A 17,916-nucleotide genomic window follows, 5' to 3' on the forward strand; every position below is an offset into this window, starting at 1 on the left:
AATACTGCGTTATTGGTTTTGCAGTAACTTCATTTAACTTGCATAAAGCGGCAAGTTTATTTGATCAACCCCCGTCTTGCATGGCCTTTCGCCATGGACGGGGGTTTTTGTGCCACCGGTCCTGTATTCGCAAGGAGCTAATTGAGTATGAGTCAATCTTCTACTGTTCTAACATCCAAAGGTTTTGATCGTAGCTCCCACATGAAAAGCGGTTTTTGGCTGGTCGCAATTGGAGCGGCCTTGTGGGGCGCAGACCCGCTGTTTCGTATTATTTTGTTAAAGTCATTTACTTCAACACAAATTGTACTAATGGAGCATGTGTTGCTCTTCCTCGCTCTGACACCGATGCTGTGGAAGCATCGTGAGGAACTCAAAGCGGTACGGCTTCGTCAAGTTTTCGCTATTTTGTTCGTCTCGTGGGGCGGATCGGCGCTGGCCAGCGTGATTTTCACTATGGCACTCAGCAATGGTGATTTGAATGCTGTACTCTTACTCCAGAAGCTTCAACCACTGGTCGCTATTGTTCTAGCCCGTATTATATTGAAGGAAATGTTGCCGCGTCATTTTGGATTATTAATTGTCGTCGCTCTGTTTGGGACGTATCTTCTGACCTTCGGTTGGTCGCTCCCCTTCGGACATGTTCGTGATTTTGTCCAGGTCGGTAGTCTGCTTGCACTGGGTGCAGCAGTTCTGTGGGGCGGTTCGACAGTCATGGGAAGTTACTTGCTTCGTTCAATGAAATATGAAACGGTAACCTCCCTCCGCTTCATGGTGGCGCTTCCTCTGCTGATTGTCCTCACCTCTGTAGAGCATGCGCCATGGAACATGCCTGCCGGTACATGGGCGGGCGCAGCTGTAATTATCAATCTGCTATTGCAGGCATTGCTTCCGGGTCTTCTTAGCTTATTGCTGTATTACAAAGGCTTAAGTACGACCAAAGCGTCTTATGCTACGATGGCAGAATTAAGCTTTCCCATGGTTGGTGTCGTGATTAACTGGATCGCATTTCAGCAAATTGTCACTGTAGCGCAATTGACTGGTTTTATGCTCATCTGGATTACGCTCTTTATGATTTCACGTCAGCAAAAAAATTAACAGTTCAATGTCCCTTTCATGACTTCACCCAAGCCAAATCGTGAAGATGCTTTTGCATCTCCGATTTGGCTTTTTTTTATGTATTCGTATTCATATAAATCATAGTTCTTTAGACCTATTTTCCGAAAAAAGTGTCTAAAACATGCAATTATTCCTCGTTTCTCAAAGATTACATCTATAAAATTCGTCGGTTTATGTCGAATAAAACAATGTAGTGATCATCAGACACAGAGGAGCAATCAATAACTATGACTAAAACAAAACAAACAGTTCCGTGGTGGAACAGGTTTCTCAAGCAGTTTTATTTAATGAGGACAAGATTAATAATATCTTTTTTGGCTGTGTTATTGATTCCGAGCGTACTTATCGGGTACTTTTCCTATCAGGGGGCTACAACACAACTCAGTCAGCAAATGGGTGGTTCCGTATCTACGAATCTGTATCTGATCCGAAGCAATGTTAATCAGTATGTAGCGCCCATTATGAAAGACCTGGACGTGCTTACCACTGAAATCAATTCTGATTCCATTGGTTCCGACCAAGAGGCTCTTCAGAAAAAGTTGGATGTCATCGTCAAGGCTCATCCCGAGCTAGATGCCGCGCTTCTCGGCAATGCGAAAGGGCAATACATACGTTCGCCGAAAAAACAGGAGGCCGATTATGACCCCCGGGAGAGAAAATGGTACAAAAATGCGATGCTGGAAAAGGGCAAGGTATTCGTCGGTGTTCCAGTTGCCAGCGTCACGACAGGGAATTTAGTCGTTAATATATCGGGAACGCTGGAGGACGGTGAAGGAGCTGTTGCATTGGCTTTGAATCTGGACAAGATGGGTGAAAGTCTGCAGTCTGTTAAGATTGGTGAACGCGGAGGACTCATTATTGTTGATTCTGAACATAAAGTTGTATCTGGGACTGGAACAGCCTTTAACAAGACAGGCAAAAAACCGGCTGACGCCATAGAGGGACTTCCCGAAGTGGCAACAACCGTCGAAAATGATACTCCTTCCATGTCGCAAATTCAATTTATGAATCGAGATATGCTGACCTTTACACTTAAGGACCCTCTCACCGGTTGGAGCATTGTCGCACTGTCGGATCTGGAGGATTACAGTGATGCAGCCCAACCGATTCTGAAGCAAAGCCTGATTGTGATTGTCATTTCCATACTTGCCGCTGCGATCATCATTGTGCTTATGGTCCGCTCGTTCTTAATTCCGCTGCGCAAGCTGCAAGCAGGAACACGCATCGTCCGTGACGGAAATCTGACCGAACGTGTTAATCTGTCCAGTAAGGACGAGTTCGGCGAACTGGCACAGAATTTTGACCAGATGACGCATTCCTTGCATACGATGGTTTCCGAGGTCAATCAAACGTCCTCCCGACTTGCCTCCTCTTCTCTGATGATCAAGGAAAGCACAGAGCAAACGACAGAGTCCGTACAACACGTAGCGGAAACGGTTATGGAATCTGCGGAAAATGCAGCCACCAGCGCCGAGGCGTCCGAGCAAACCGCTAATGCCGTTGAAGAAATGGCAAAGGGTGTCAGCACCATTGCCGAATCGGCAAGCTCCATCGTGGATTCAGCAGGACAAACCGAGCATGATGTGGCTCAGGGCAGTCAAATGATCAGCCATGTGCGGACACAAATGGACCGTATTCTGGAAGCTGTAAGCCAAACAGCTAGCCTGATGGATGAGCTATCCCAGCTCTCAGACGATGCGAAGCAGATGAATACAGCTATTGCCGCCATTGCCAAGCAAACCAATTTGTTGTCTCTGAACGCGTCTATTGAAGCTTCCAGAGCAGGCGAAGCCGGGCGTGGATTTGCCGTAGTCGCTATAGAGGTACGCAAGCTGTCTGAGCAATCCAAGGAAAGCGCGGATTCCATCAGTCAGATCATTACTCAGATGCTCGATTTGATTCAACGCTCCACCGCCACCATGAACGGTAATGTTCGTAACCAGGTAGGTGAAGGATTACGTATTAGCCAAGATGCAGAAGGTGCATTTACGAATATTGAACGCTCTACATCTCATATCGTGGAACAAATTCAAAGTGTATCCGCTGCGGCTGAACAAATTTCAGCCAGTACAGAGGAAGTTTCCGCTACTGTCACCCATTTGGCAAGTCTGTCTCGCAATTCGGCGGACAGTTCGCAGACAACATCTGCTGCCGCTCAGGAGCAAATGGCGGCTATGGAGGAAATCGCATCTTCGTCTCAGGAGTTGTCCAACATGGCGCAGGATTTGCAACAACTGGTTAAGCGATTTAAGATTTAAGTTACACATAGTATCGTTGCAATTTCATGCAAGTAAGAATGAGCAGCAGTACATCTAACTACTAGAGGATTTTGCAAAATCCTGACTAACAAAAGCCTTCGTCCGTGTACAAAGCGGGCGAAGGCCTTTTACATTTGAGTTCTTGGGATCCGCTCTCTCTTGTTTACTTATATGGTCATCTGACCGGTTAACTGACGGCGTCTATCTCCTTCGGGGTCGTGCTCTACTTTAATATCCTGATGGAAAATAGCTGTAGTCCGCTCTTCCCTGTCGTACATCGGCCAAGCCCCCTCAGACAGCACTGGCTTCCCATCACGTGCAAAAGCAACCCATGCCTGCTGCATATCTTGAGCCAGCTTCTGCATCGATGGTTGAATCTCTAATCCAAGCTTACCTAGCAGCTCCAGATTATCGAAAACAAACGCAATTTCTGCACCGTGAACCGCTTGTCCAAAGGTAGGATGCCCCGGCAATGTCCAATCAAAACGATACATCCATACAGGCGTATGCGCCGACTGCGCAACAGCAAGAGCCAACGCAGGGCGCCAAAAAAATAGATCAGTCAACATTTGCGCCTGTCCCTCAATCGTAACCGGAAATGGTTCTATCAGATCGCCGATGTCTGACATGCCCGTCATCATTTCCAAAGCCTGACTCGCTGTTGACTTGTTCATCAGATGGGATTCTTTTCGGATGAAATAGGCCCCCTCATGCAAGTTCGTTCCAATCAAAACGGATACCTGCTTTGCTGAACCTTGCGCGATTGCAGACAGCGGTACATCTGGTAAGGTCACACCGTCCACGACAGGTTGATAGATCATCGCCATCCCTGGTCCGATGACTTCATGCGTCTTCGCCATAGCTAGCATCAGCGCATCTGTCGGCAGCGTAAACAACCGTTCTGGATGCTGAGTGTTCACACCCAGCTGCTGCAGATACACAGCCGTCACTTGTTCGGCCTGTGAAGTTGACAATACCTGCGACGCCCCACTCTGCAAAATCGCACGCTGGAACAGTCCCTCAGCTGCTGGCATCGCCAATAAAGCGGCAATACTCATCGCCCCTGCCGATTCACCGAACACCGTTACTTCGTCCGGGTTACCACCAAAGGCAGAGATGTGATCCCTAACCCATTCCAGCGCAGCGATCTGATCCAGCAGTCCCGCATTAGAGGTCAGGCCATCTCCCTTTGGAGTCAGATGCAAAAATCCTAACGGCCCCAATCGATAATTGATCGTAACAACCACAACATCGCCATTTTTCGCCATGCGTTCCCCGTCATATAAAGGTATAATCCCGGACCCCGTGACAAAGGCACCGCCATGAATCCACACCATCACTGGGCGTCCCTTCTCAGGTGCCTTCGAAGCAGGTGTCCAAACGTTCAGGTATAAGCAATCCTCTGACTGCTTAGGCGGTTCCACCAGATTTCCAGTCATACTTTCAGCGGATGGCATAGGTTGCGGACAGATTGGCCCAAAACTCGTCGCAGTCCGCACACCCTCCCAAGGCTCCAAAGGCTGGGGTGCGTGAAAACGTAGTTTTCCAACAGGAGGCTGTGCATATGGGATACCTTTCCATACATGATATCCATTCCCCGTTTCCCCACGTAATTGACCTAGACGAGTATGTACCGTAATACTCTCCATCATGAAGCCTCCTTTATCTCATATATTCAACACAACGGATTAATATCAATCTTTACATATCTCTATTATACCCTTTGCACAGGACCAAACCAAAAAATACCGGAAGCACTTTTGCGCCTCCGGCATTTTTATAAACAAGATAGGGAAATAGCGATTAATCCCCAACTTCTTCTTTTGGAATCAGCTTGTAAATTTCTTCGCTTTCCATAGAGTCAATTAATCGGTCTAGCCACTTGTAATAAGCGACGGCCTGCTTCATTTTCAAACGATCTTGCTGAAGAATCGACTTAAATTCCTCGTACTCTTCACCCTGATTCATCAATCTATCCAGCTCATCAATGGCTTTGCGCAGCACCAGTAAATTTGTTTCTACCGCTTTTCTCCATTTAATAGCGAAGAAGTCAGTAAATGTTTGATGCCAGTCATATTCGACTTCATACAAGTCCTTGCGTGAGCCCTTGCTCCATACCTTATTTACCATTTTCAGGTCCAATAATGTTCGAACTCCTGTACTCATACTCGTTTTGCTCATTTCCATTTCACGGCCCATCTCGTCCAGCGTCATCGGTTTATCCGCAAAAAAAAGCAAACCGTATAAATGCCCCGCAGACAAAGTGATCCCATACAGGTCCATGTTTTTACCTATAGCTTCTATGACACGTTTGCGAATTTTTTGCAGCGAAGCCTGCTGCTCATCACCTAACTGGTACAAGCTCATGCTTGCAACCTCCTAATTTTAGAGCATTTTGCACAACCTAGTATGAACGATTTACCCGTAAAAGATTAGCTTTGACGCAATATATGAAATCTTTCAACAATAAATGAAATGTTTCAAAAGCAAAGCTTCTGTCCATATTACAACAGCATGGGTCGTTCAAAATCATAATTCGCAAAATTGCTAATGATAGTAAACTTTTAAAATTATGGATATACATAAATCTTTTTCTTATGGTTATATTTCATTGTCTATTTTAAAAAAAGCACTATCGGTTGTAAAGTTCCGAATGTTTGAGCATTCTATAGAACGAAGGAGCATATCAAAGGAAACTTTGTACAGTTTTTTCTGTACGTACTTTATGAACAGTTTTTTTGTTTGAAATGTAAGCAATGCTTCTGTTACAATTAATTTTGTCATTAACCGTTCAGGATGTTCAGAATTATGATTTTTATACTCAATCCTTAATGCAACATGGGGTTAATACCAAGCAAAGTATAGAAAGAAGAGGTGTATGTATGACGATTTTGGAAGTCAAAAATGTCAGCAAACTCTTTGGTCCTCACGCAGAGCAAGGTGTTCCGCTCCTGGAGCAAGGCTGGGGCAAGGAAAAGTTGGCCAAAGAAAAACAGATTACTGTTGGTGTCAATAAGGCCAACATGGAAATTAAGCAAGGTGAAATTTTCGTAATTATGGGTCTATCGGGCAGTGGCAAGTCCACTTTGGTGCGAATGCTAAATCGCTTGATTGAGCCTACCTCCGGTGAAATTCTGGTCCACGGCAAAGATCTCCGTAAGATGAACAAAGAACAACTTCGCGAAGTTCGTCGTAAAACCATCAGCATGGTTTTTCAAAAATTCGCCCTGTTCCCACATCGGACTGTATTAGAGAATGTAGAATATGGTCTTGAAATTCAAAAGGTAGAAAAAGCACAGCGTCAGGAAAAGGCGCAACAAGCGCTGGAATTGGTTGGTCTTAAAAACTGGGGCGATAAAATGCCCGATGAATTGAGTGGCGGTATGCAGCAGCGTGTCGGTCTGGCACGGGCGCTGGCTAATGACCCTGAAGTGCTCCTGATGGATGAAGCGTTCAGTGCATTGGACCCGCTCATTCGCCGTGACATGCAGGATGAGCTGTTGGAGCTTCAAGATAAAATGAAGAAAACAATTGTGTTTATCACCCATGATCTGGATGAAGCGTTGCGGATTGGTGACCGGATTGCATTGATGCGAGACGGTGCGGTCGTACAAATCGGTACACCGGAAGAAATTATGATCCAACCGGCTAACTCTTACGTAGCCCGCTTCGTCGAGGATGTGGATCTGTCCAAGGTATTGACGGCTGCTCATGTCATGCTTCGTCCAGAAACCATCACCATGGATCGTGGTCCGCGTGTGGCTCTGGAATTGATGCGTGAGCGTGGGATTTCAAATTTGTTCGTCATTGACCGCACTAAAAAGCTACTGGGTGTTATTAACGCCGAGGATGCTGTTCATGCACTGCGCAATAATTTGAAGATTGAAGATATTTTGATCACTGACGGACCGCAGGTTGCTGCTGAGACTGTCATTAATGATTTGTTTGAAATTACAAGCTCTTCCAAGGTACCGCTGGCTGTGGTCGATGACAAGCAAAAGCTGCTGGGCGTTATCGTCCGTGGAGCATTGCTCGGCGCACTTGGTGGAGATGTTACCACTACGAAGGAGGTGAATGCCCATGATACCGAAACTGCCAATCGCTGAGTGGATTCAAGCCATTGTCGACTGGATGGGTATTCATCTGGCTGGATTGTTTAATGTTATTTCTTCCATTATAGAAGCTGTAGTAGGCTTTTTCTCAGGCCTGTTCATGCTTCCGCACCCTCTGGTGTTCATCGTGATCATCGGGATTATCGCCTTTATGATCGGGCGGGTTCAGCTTACGCTGTTTACTGTCATCGGCTTCCTGCTGATTGATAATCTCGGCTATTGGAGTGAAACAATGAATACGCTCGGACTGGTCATCACGTCTGCGCTCGTATCCATTGTGATCGGGATTCCCATCGGGATCTGGTGTGCATACAGTAAATCCGCATCACGCATTATCACGCCTTTACTTGATTTTATGCAGACGATGCCTGCATTCGTGTACTTGCTCCCAGCGGTTACCTTTTTCAGCTTGGGTGTTGTGCCGGGTGTTATCGCATCTGTTATCTTTGCTATCCCCCCAACCATTCGCATGACCAATTTGGGGATTATGCAAGTATCAGGTGAGCTGATCGAAGCCTCAGACGCTTTCGGTTCAACATCTGCGCAAAAGCTGTTCAAAGTTCAGCTTCCACTGGCATTGCCTACCTTAATGGCTGGTATTAACCAGACGATTATGCTGTCACTGTCCATGGTTGTCATTGCTTCCATGATCGGTGCAGAAGGCATCGGTGCTGTTGTATACCGTGCTGTGACACAGCTGCAAATCGGTAAAGGTTTTGAAGCCGGCTTAGCTGTTGTCGTTCTGGCTATTGTGCTTGACCGTTTTACGCAAAACCTGTTTAAACCTACGCAAAAAGGCAAAGGCCGCGTATCTAGCAAGCAAAAAGTATGGATTACTTCTGCAGTTACAGCTGTCATTTTGATCGCTGGTGCATCCCAATATTTTGTCGGTACAGATCATTCCGCATCTGGCAAAGGTAACGCTGCTGCCAACCCGGTTGGCGAAGAAGTCGGTTACAAAATTATCGGTATTGATGCCGGGGCAGGCATTATGAAATCGACTGCCAAAGCAATTCAAGACTACAATTTGTCTGATTGGAAGCTCGTTGAAGGTTCCGGAGCAGCCATGACAGCCACACTGGACAAAGCCATTAAAGCGAAAAAACCGATCATTATTACAGGTTGGACTCCTCATTGGATGTTCAACAAGTATGATCTCAAATATTTGGAAGACCCTAAGAAGTCTTATGGTGAAGCCGAGGGTATTCATACGATTGCCCGTAAAGGATTGCAACAGGATGCTCCTATCGCTTATGAGTTTCTGAAACGTTTCAAATGGACACCAGAAGATATGGGTGAAATGATGGTCGCCATTCAAGCCGGAACCAGTCCTGAGCAAGCTGCCAAGGATTGGGCGGAGAAACATACTGACAAGGTTCAGGAATGGACTCAAGGACTGCAACCTGTCAATGGTGACACCTTCAAGCTAAGTTATGTGGCTTGGGATTCTGAAATTGCCAGCACGAATTTGCTGAAGTATATTTTGGAAAACAAACTAGGTTATAAAGTAACCGCACTGCAAGTGGAAGCAGGTCCTATGTGGACGGGTGTCGCTAGTGGTGATGTAGATGCTTCACCCGCTGCATGGTTGCCGTTAACCCATGCGGATTACTGGGCTAAATACAAGGATAAGCTCGACGATCTTGGGGCTAATATGAGCGGTGTTAAAACCGGATTGGTCGTTCCAGCTTACATGGATGTTAAATCGATTACTGATTTGCAGGATAACGGAGCCGAAGCGGCTCCGGCTTCCGCCACAACTGGGGACTTTGGCAAAGAGGTCGGTTACCGCATTGTCGGTACCGACCCTGGCGCCGGACTAATGAAGCTGACCGCTAAAGCTATGAATGACTATGGCTTATCCGACTGGAAGCTGCTTGAAAGCTCTGGAGCTGCTATGACCGCTACACTGGATAAAGCTATCAAAGCCAAGCAGCCTATCGTCGTAACAGGTTGGACTCCTCACTGGATGTTTAACAAATATGATTTGAAATACTTGAAAGATCCTAAAAAAGCGTACGGTGATAAGGAAGAAATTCATACCATCGCCCGCAAAGGCTTGAAGCAGGATGCTCCTGTGGCTTATGAATTTCTAAGCCGCTTTAAGTGGACTGCTGAGGATATGGGTGAAGTGATGATCGCGATTCAGGACGGTACTGCCCCACAGCAGGCTGCCAAAAACTGGGCTGATAAACATCCTGACAAGGTACAGGAATGGATCAAGGGCCTACAGCCCGTCAACGGTGATCCTTTGAAGCTGAGCTACGCTGCTTGGGATTCTGAAATTGCCAGTACGAACGTATTGAAATATGTATTGGAACAAAAATTGGGCTATAAAGTAACAGCCCTGCAAGTGGAAATCGGCCCAATGTGGACTGGCGTGGCCGGCGGAAGTGTAGATGCCACTGCTGCCGCTTGGCTTCCATTGACGCATGCTGATTATTGGGCTCAATACAAGGATAAGGTGGATGACATCGGAACCAGCATGACCGGCGTTATGTCCGGGCTTGTCGTTCCATCCTATGTGCCGATTGATTCTATCGAGGATCTTAAGGCGCCGCAATAATATTTCTTCCGCTTTTAAACCATACGAATAAGCAAAAGGCAGATCAGGGTTTACTCCTGATCTGCCTTTTTATGATATCCATATTTAAAGTTGCCCTCAGCCTTTTAGCGTGAATCCTTCTTGAGCAGGCACATCGGCATGCTGCCCTGTCGTCTGGTGCTGTCTAAAGAATAACGGATAGATCGCGAAGGACACCAGCAGACTCACACAACCAATGACGCCCAGGGCAATCATATCTTTGAAGATGTATGTGATATCCAGTCCTTTGAGCGTGATGTTCCGTACAGCATCCAAGTAATACGTCAGTGGCAATATTTCAGCAAGCCCCCGCAAGAAGGCGGGCATTGCTTCCAATGGCCACGTATAGCCTGACAGCATAAAGGAAGGAACAGCAATCAGCATCAGAGTTTGGGTCGCATCCACTCTAGTCTTGGAAAAGAGACTGAACAGGAAGCCTAATCCGCACAAGGCAAAGTTAAAGACCAGCGACACCAAAATTAACGGCAGTACCTGTCCCCTAAACGGAATATCGAAGCATAAAGCGCTGATACTGAATACAGTCAGCACATTGAAAGCTCCCGCTGCATAATACGGTGCCAATTTGGCAATAGCCAAACGCCAAGGGGTATTTCTCCATGCACCAAATCTCCCCCACGTCCCTGCTTCCTTATCACGCGTGCAAGACAATGCAATACCAAGCAGCAAACACTGCTGGAGAGCCGCAGAAATAACCCCTAGTGGCATGAAAAGTTTATAATCATATACCGGGTTAAATAGCACTCTGGATCGGAACGGGATGGTTGTCAGCGTCGAGGCGGCCTGATCGGCGTTCATTCCCTTTTGTTTCATGGAATTGACTGATACTCCGGCACTCACGCTACTAATAACCTGATTCGCAATCCGACTGGCGCTGTTGGAATACATCATATTACTGCCGTCAATCAGCGTTAGCACGGGTGGATTTTCACCATGCTTAAGTCGAGTGGTAAAGTTGTCGGGAATGACGATTCCGACCTTAGCTTCCCCGGTCTCTACCTGACGGACAACATCTTCCTGATTGGTCGCTTGCCGTGTAACGGCAAATGAGTCGGTCGAGTCGAACGCCTGAATGATTTGGCGACTAAGCTGCGAATTATCCCCGTCGTACACCGTGACAGGCATCTCGGTAATCCGCTGATGTGAATACAGGAAGCCGAACAGTATCGTATACACAATCGGCGTAATCAGCAGAATAGCCATAAAGCGGCGGTCCCGGAAGATGCTCAGCCATTCCTCGCGAAACACATCGCGGATACGAAGTCTTTCCTGTGAATCCTGCATATTACTGCGCCCCTTTGCCTGTAAACAGAACCGTGGAGCCTGTTGGAACCGAAGCAGCAAGGTCTGGCAATGCTACTTTAACACCGAAGGAACGGACATCCTTGTCACCGGAGCTTTGGCTCGGTTTTTGAATGGCAAAGTCTGCAGCCGATTCTAACAGAATGACTTTACCCTTCAGCTCCTTACCGCCAGACAGCAATTTAATTTGGACTGTATCCCCTGCTTGAAGACCGTTCAGAGACGTTTCAGGTACATAGAATTTAGCCCAACGTTGTGTCGAAGTTTCAATGGTATAGACCGGGAATCCTGCGCTAGCCATTTCACCTAGGCTAAGCGACTTGGATTTTATGATTCCATCTTCTGACGCATATAGCGTAGTATAGCTCAAATAGGTCTGAGCCTCTTGAAGCGCGGCTTCCGCTTGGGCTACCTGTGCATTGGCACCTGCAACCGCAGATTGAGCCTGCTCAACTGTGGATTGCGCCGCCTTCACAGCGGATTGCGCTTGCTCTACCGAAGCCTGAGCAGCTTTGACATCTTCCTGTTGTACAGCAACTTTGCCCGCTCCTGCCTGTGCTTCCTTCACCGCAGCCAAGGCTTGACGGTATTGAGCTTCAGCCGCCGTAATTTCCTCCTTGCGGCTTCCCTCCCGTGCCATATCCAATTTTTGTGACTCTGCATTATATTTGGCCACTGCCTGTTGATGTTCCAATGTCGCTTGATCCAAAGATGCCTGGGTTGCTGCTCCGGCTTCTTGAAGCTTTTTGGCACGCTCCAAATTTTTAACGGTCAGGTCCAGCGTTTCCTTGGCTATCTTCACAGATACTTGCAATTGCTCAAGCTCCTGCGGTCTTGCCCCGCTCTTGAGGGCATCCAGTTTTGCCTTGGCGGCGTTCGCAGCCGCTTTGGCCTGTTCAATCTGACTGGAGGAAGCCTCTGCGGTCACACTGACCGATGTCGTACCTTGGCTCTTCTTGGCCTGAGCTGCGCTCACAGTAGCCTGTGCCTGACCTACGCCTGCTTGAGCCTGCAACACACCGGCTTTTGCTTTGGAGACATTACTCTTAGCTGCCAGCAACGCCGCCTGTGCCTGCTTCACCTTATCTTCCAACTCGCGACTTTCCAGATGGGCCAACACCTGCCCCTTTTTAACCTGATCGCCTTCTTTGACGAGCATCTGGTCAATCCGTCCTGCCATTTTAAAGCTGGCATTGAGGGTATCCGACTCCACATAAGCCGTAGGAATGGAAGAAGACTGATCCGCAGACAAGCTGCTTCCACCCCGTGGAAAAGCAGTCAAGGCATATATTCCAACCGCGATTAAAATAATAAGTACGACGTAAATCGTATATTTTTTAGCTTTCATGTTCTCATCACTCCATCTGTCTATTAATGTTGCATGCCCAATGCATTACACACAAATACTTCAATACTTTCACGAACCTCTTGCAGATTCATCGTTTCGCCCCAAACCATAGACCGCATTGGAGCAAAAATATAAATCCCAAATAAGCAATTGGCTGTTGTTTTGGCATCCAGCTTACTTGAAATTTTCCCATATAACTTACCGGAATCAATCTCTGCCTCCATAAAATCAAAATAATCAGCCAGCACCTGCCTAATATTAAAATGCTGCTCTTGCGAAACCCAGCCCTTACTGACCAATAGACGGCAAAAGTCCGGCTCTCTCACAATAAACTCAATATGTACTTGGATCAGCTTACGAATCCTAAGCTCCACCTGATCTTTAGGAGTATGAGCCATTGCTTCATGGATATCCCGGACAAAACGCTCCATCCCCATCTTCAAAATGTAAATGTACAATTCTTGCTTGTTTTTAAAATTGTAATACAGGGTGCCCTTGGCTATGCCGCATACCTTGGCGATTTCCTCCATATTTGTTTCATTAAATCCTCGTTCGGAAAAAGCTTTGAGTGCGCCGTTAAAAATAATTTCCTTTGTCTGCTGTTTCATGCTTCCTCCTTTTTTGAACTGACCGTCCAGTACAAAAATTATGTATTCATTATAAGCCCATTTTTAGTTATCCAGCAATAGGAAAAATGAAAATAATTCATTTTAGACATTCCGTCTAAACGCTCATTCTAAAAATGAAAATGCAAAAACGGATCGAATAAGTGAGGGGGTCACTCATTCGATCCGTTATGTCATAAAATCGGATGATAAGGGGGCCATTCTACAGATTATCAACCGATTTTAAGGGAAGGCCGACTATTTTTTTACGGTTTGATTGTATTGAGCAATTTTGCCTGTAATTTCTTGTGCAGCTTGATCCAATGCCTGTTTTGGCTGTTGCTGACCACTCAGAACGGCCTCAATTGCACCTTCTACGATTTGACGTGCTTCTGGGAATACACCCATCACTGCGCCCTGTGTAGCGGTGGATTGTGCCGATGCGTGCAATTGGTCAACCGCCGTCTGGAATTGCGGATATTTTACCATATTGTCTTTGAGTACCTTCTCTTCATAGGCTGCTTTCGTGATCGGGAAGTACCCGGTATTTACACTCCATTGTGCCTGTACAGCTGGGGAAGCGACGAATTTAATGAACTCCCATGCTGCCTTCTGCTGGGCTTCAGGCTTGTTGTTCATAATGTACAAACTCGCGCCGCCTACAACCACGCCGCCTTCTTTAGCTTCATTAGCTCTTGGCAGGAATCCTGTGCCTACTTCAAATTTATCGCCAACCTGCTCCACAATATTACGCAGCGAAGCGGTGGAATCCAGCGTCATCGCAATTTGTCCTGCGGAAAAAGCCTTTGCCGTATCGTCCGAGTTACGTCCCAGATTGGATACAACCTTTTCATCGATCATTTTCTTCCACCACGTCAGCGTTTTTACACCGGCATCCGAATTCAGCATGGATTCCGTTGCCGCTTGATCACGACCATTGCCATTATTCACATAATCCGCGTTCTGATTGGCAAACAGCTGCTCCATGAACCAGCCGTAGATGGCAATGGAAGCACCGGATTTACCATCCTTGCTCAAGGCTTTTGCAGCCTTTTCGAACTCATCATACGTTTTCGGAGGATTAGCTGGATCAAGTCCTGCGGCTTTGAATGCGTCCTTGTTGTAATATAAAATCGGGTTTGACGTATTGAACGGCATGGCGTTCAATTTACCATCAATCGTGTAGTATCGTGTAATATTCGGCTCTAGCTGCGACAGATCAAACTTATCTGCATCAATAAATTGTTGTACGGGTGTGATCATTTTGGAGTCGATCATAAATTTACTGCCGATTTCGTATACCTGAATGATGTCCGGTCCGCTGTTGGAACCAAGCGACGCTTTCAGCTTGTTCAAGCTATCATCATATTTGCCTTGATATACTGGCTCCACCTGAATGTCCTTATGACTGGCGTTAAAGTCAGCAGCGATCTGCTTGATTGCTTTTTCACCGTTACCCGACATCGAATGCCACCAAGTCAGCTTCACTGGAGAAGCCGCTGCTGCCCCATCACTACCATTACTCGGCTTCTCTGCAGCAGTATTATTGCTACAACCTGCTGCAACCACCATGGCAGTCAGAATAAGCAGGGTCAATGCACTTTTCAGACGAAAAAATCTCATAATCTTTTTTCTCTCCCTTTGATTAAATGATTCTTGAATTGGCATTCTCTTGCGGTATTCTTGTGTGTTGAAGCTCTGTATATGGGCTGCTTGCGCAGGTGTTGCTTTTCATTTGACATATGTGCTCAGCCTTTAAGCGCACCCGCTGCCATTCCACGAACCAACTGTTTTAGTCCAAAGATCAGCAGAAGCAGAGACGGTAAAATGACAAGGGCCGTACCCGCAAATACCAGATTCCATGAAGTTGATTCCTGAAATTCGAGCATGGATATTCCGATCTGTACCGTGCGCATATTCTCGCTATTGGTAATCAGTAAAGGCCAGAGGTACGAATTGTACATATTCAGGAACGAATACACAGCCAGTGTTCCGAGCGCAGGGCGCGATAACGGAAGCACATGGAACAGAAAGTAACGGATATGCCCGCACCCATCCATACGAGCCGCCTCAAACAGTTCCTTGGGAAGCTGGAGAAAAAATTGCCTTAACAGGAATGTTCCGAATGCCGTCGCCAGAAAAGGAACCGTCAATCCTTGATATGTATCAAGCCAGTTCCAGCTTCGTACCGTCAGGTAGTTCGGAATAATGGTCACTTCCCAAGGGATCATCATCGTCGCTACAAACATGCTGAAAATGAAGTTTTTCCCCTTGAATTCCATTTTGGCAAAGGCGTAGGCCGCCAAACTGGCTGTAATCAGCTGCCCAATCATGGTCAGACCCGAAATGAGAAATGTATTTCCAATAAAGGCTGCAATCGGAACAATTTCAAACACTTCAGTGAAATTCGCCATATGAAAAGAATGTGGAAGAAAGCTTGGTGGATAAGCGCTTGCTTCCTCCGGCGACATGACTGCCATAAAAAACGTATATATAACCGGATACAAAATGAGAGCAGCTGCAATCGTAAGCAGCACATACAGCAATGTTGAATTCAGGTGTCTTTTCATTGGTAATGCACCTTTCTTTCCACCCATTTGAACTGAATCATCGTGAGCAGCAGAATGACAGCAAACAAGACAATCGCCTGCGCGCTCCCCGTTCCGAACCGGAAATTAACGAAAGCTTCCTGATAGATGGAATACACGAATACATTCGTACTGTTCACCGGGCCACCTTTGGTCAAAATGTTAATTTGAGCAAAAGACTGGAAGGCTCCAATGATGGAAACTACAGTCACAAAAAAGATTGTCGGTGATAACAGTGGCATGGAGATACGCCAGAACGTGACGAGCGGGCCAGCTCCGTCCATTTTGGCACTTTCATACATGTCATCTGGAATCCCTTGAAGTCCGCTTGATAAGATAATGTAATTGAAGCCTAGATTCATCCAGATGGTCATCATGGCTACTGAGAACAGTGCCCAATCCGGGCTGGTCAGCCATGGAACTGGATTGATATGTAGCAGGGAAAGCACATAGTTGAACATCCCCAGTGTCGGATGAAAAAGAAATTTCCAAATGACCGCAGATGAACCGACCGACAACACCATCGGCAGCGAAAAGGCAAACTGGAAGATACGCATTCCCCGTAATTTACTGTGTGTAAGTGCAGCCAGTACCAGCGCCAATAAAATACCTACTGGTACTGTTAGCAGTGCAAATAGGAGTGTCACCTTAATCCCTTGCAGAAACAGTCCCGAGCTGAAAAGTGTAGTGAAATTATCTAACCCCACATAAGCCGCAACGTTTCCTGCGGGATCTGTAGAATGCAAGCTGAGATAAACGGACTTGATCATCGGATAAAACATAAATACAGCAAACAAAATAAGCGATGGAGCCAAAAAGGTATACGCCAGCGCGTTTTCGCGCAGTCTTTGAATTTTTAGCGAACCCGTGCGTATGCGGGCTTTAGACGAAGTCTGTTGCTGACTCCTCGTCCCCAGTCCCATAGATTTGTTAAGCTCACCCAAAACGGAGCGCCCCTTTCTTTTCAAACCAACCTCAGTAAGTGTATCGTTTCGATGTAAAGGGAACGTCAAGTCGGCTGGAGTAAAATGTTAATGTTTTTTCTTTTTGTAAAAGCAACCCTCTATAGGTAGAGCACAAAGACATGGACTCCTGCATACGATGCATCATTACATGGTATGGAGGTTAGAGGCGAATGCCGTACAACACCGTCAGTCCGCAAACTTTATATCAAGCTAGACCAGAATTACAGGCGGAACTCAAAAATATCCGCGATCATTTGCATTATCAATTAAGCCCCTACATGAATCACACAGTTAGGGTACAAACGATGGATCATCAAGTATATGAAGGAACGATTGTGCACATCGATGCGGATCACTTATATCTGAGAGTCCCTCAGGAATATCACTCCCCCTTCTCAGGCACCACAACCCCTGATCGCTCCTATGCCTACAACAATGTCATTCTGCCGCTGGTATTATATAATTTATTGGTTATAACCCTGTTGAGTTAACGCTCGATCCATATCTCTCTAATTAAAAGACAAAAAAACCTCCAAATTCTGTAAGGAGCCTTCTTGGCACATTACGAAGTTGGAGGTTTTAGTTATTTGTTTTCCATAATCATTAGTTCTCACAAGAGATACCTGCTTCTTGCTCTAGTACAGCTACAAAGCCCTCTATACAATCTCCACTCGGCAGGTGGGTGAACACCTCGTTCACACCCTGATTAATCAGCGTGATGTTCCCCCTAGAATCCGACAAATCCTTATCTAGCTTAGCCAGTGAAATATGGTGATAACTGATGAACTTGACCCAAGGAGTACCCATAGTGCAGGAATAAAAGATGATTCGTTCGGACGTCACTGCCAGCATTCCATGAAGCGATATCTTCTGGGAGCTCTGTTGCAAATCATACGTACACCCCATATATGATCGGATGTGTTCGCCCGCTTCTAATGTCAGACTAATAGCCCGCAACTCTTTTTCATTTGTTTTCATCCCGTCTCATCTCCTGTTCGAAGTTCAGGAACGAGTCGCAGC

14 protein-coding genes are annotated in these 17,916 nt (G+C 46.3%); 5 read left to right on the plus strand and 9 right to left on the minus strand.

Annotation, left to right across the window (positions count from 1 at the left end):
- The first annotated feature begins 147 nt into the window (after positions 1-147).
- On the plus strand, positions 148-1,095 hold the full coding sequence (locus ACQW03_RS04935; protein WP_076292438.1) for a DMT family transporter: 948 nt from the start codon (positions 148-150) through the stop codon (positions 1,093-1,095).
- Positions 1,096-1,343: 248 nt separating this feature from the next.
- Positions 1,344-3,374, plus strand: a complete 2,031-nt coding sequence (locus tag ACQW03_RS04940; RefSeq protein WP_071639928.1) for a methyl-accepting chemotaxis protein — start codon at positions 1,344-1,346, stop codon at positions 3,372-3,374.
- A 167-nt stretch (positions 3,375-3,541) separates the two neighbouring features.
- On the opposite strand, the gene ACQW03_RS04945 is transcribed toward ACQW03_RS04940, so the two are convergent.
- Together ACQW03_RS04945 and ACQW03_RS04950 are read right to left on the minus strand one after the other, a co-directional pair.
- A complete protein-coding gene (locus tag ACQW03_RS04945) occupies positions 3,542-5,023 on the minus strand; it encodes a carboxylesterase/lipase family protein (RefSeq protein WP_071639927.1) in 1,482 nt (493 codons plus the stop codon).
- A 154-nt stretch (positions 5,024-5,177) separates the two neighbouring features.
- Positions 5,178-5,741, minus strand: a complete 564-nt coding sequence (locus ACQW03_RS04950) for a GbsR/MarR family transcriptional regulator (RefSeq protein WP_071639926.1) — start codon at positions 5,739-5,741, stop codon at positions 5,178-5,180.
- A 515-nt stretch (positions 5,742-6,256) separates the two neighbouring features.
- Between ACQW03_RS04950 and ACQW03_RS04955 the strand changes: the two genes are divergently transcribed.
- A complete protein-coding gene (locus tag ACQW03_RS04955; protein ID WP_029516322.1) occupies positions 6,257-7,480 on the plus strand; it encodes a quaternary amine ABC transporter ATP-binding protein in 1,224 nt (407 codons plus the stop codon).
- Entirely contained in the window at positions 7,455-10,052 is a 2,598-nt protein-coding gene (locus tag ACQW03_RS04960) for a glycine betaine ABC transporter substrate-binding protein (protein WP_441948519.1), read from the plus strand. Before ACQW03_RS04955 ends, ACQW03_RS04960 begins: the two co-directional genes overlap by 26 nt.
- A 96-nt stretch (positions 10,053-10,148) precedes the next feature.
- On the opposite strand, the gene ACQW03_RS04965 is transcribed toward ACQW03_RS04960, so the two are convergent.
- From ACQW03_RS04965 to ACQW03_RS04990, 6 genes are all read right to left on the minus strand, one after another.
- On the minus strand, positions 10,149-11,372 hold the full coding sequence (locus ACQW03_RS04965) for an ABC transporter permease (RefSeq protein ID WP_441948521.1): 1,224 nt from the start codon (positions 11,370-11,372) through the stop codon (positions 10,149-10,151).
- Position 11,373: 1 nt separating this feature from the next.
- The gene (locus ACQW03_RS04970; RefSeq protein WP_023987577.1) at positions 11,374-12,738 is read right to left on the minus strand and encodes an HlyD family secretion protein; all 1,365 of its coding nucleotides are present in this window, start codon (positions 12,736-12,738) and stop codon (positions 11,374-11,376) included.
- A 23-nt stretch (positions 12,739-12,761) separates the two neighbouring features.
- The gene (locus tag ACQW03_RS04975; RefSeq protein WP_071639923.1) at positions 12,762-13,346 is read right to left on the minus strand and encodes a TetR/AcrR family transcriptional regulator; all 585 of its coding nucleotides are present in this window, start codon (positions 13,344-13,346) and stop codon (positions 12,762-12,764) included.
- Between the two features lie 255 nt (positions 13,347-13,601).
- Complete coding sequence (locus ACQW03_RS04980; protein ID WP_104496467.1) at positions 13,602-14,966, minus strand: ABC transporter substrate-binding protein; 1,365 nt, start codon at positions 14,964-14,966, stop codon at positions 13,602-13,604.
- 125 nt (positions 14,967-15,091) lie between these two features.
- Positions 15,092-15,913 carry a carbohydrate ABC transporter permease gene (locus ACQW03_RS04985; RefSeq protein ID WP_025721535.1) on the minus strand — a complete coding sequence of 274 codons (822 nt, stop codon included), beginning with the start codon at positions 15,911-15,913 and terminating at the stop codon, positions 15,092-15,094.
- Positions 15,910-16,875 (minus strand): carbohydrate ABC transporter permease, encoded by a 966-nt coding sequence (locus ACQW03_RS04990; RefSeq protein ID WP_023987573.1) that lies wholly within the window; start codon positions 16,873-16,875, stop codon positions 15,910-15,912. Before ACQW03_RS04990 ends, ACQW03_RS04985 begins: the two co-directional genes overlap by 4 nt.
- Before the next feature lie 191 nt (positions 16,876-17,066).
- Here ACQW03_RS04990 and ACQW03_RS04995 point away from each other — a divergent pair, with 191 nt between their 5' ends.
- Positions 17,067-17,387, plus strand: a complete 321-nt coding sequence (locus ACQW03_RS04995; protein ID WP_071639921.1) for a hypothetical protein — start codon at positions 17,067-17,069, stop codon at positions 17,385-17,387.
- A gap of 112 nt (positions 17,388-17,499) precedes the next feature.
- Here the strand turns inward: ACQW03_RS04995 and ACQW03_RS05000 are convergent, their stop codons facing one another.
- Positions 17,500-17,874 (minus strand): PH domain-containing protein, encoded by a 375-nt coding sequence (locus ACQW03_RS05000; protein ID WP_441948525.1) that lies wholly within the window; start codon positions 17,872-17,874, stop codon positions 17,500-17,502.
- Positions 17,875-17,916 lie beyond the last annotated feature (42 nt).

This window comes from Paenibacillus sp. DRB1-1, from assembly GCF_052119485.1.
In the GTDB taxonomy this organism is placed as follows: domain Bacteria; phylum Bacillota; class Bacilli; order Paenibacillales; family Paenibacillaceae; genus Paenibacillus; species Paenibacillus polymyxa_B.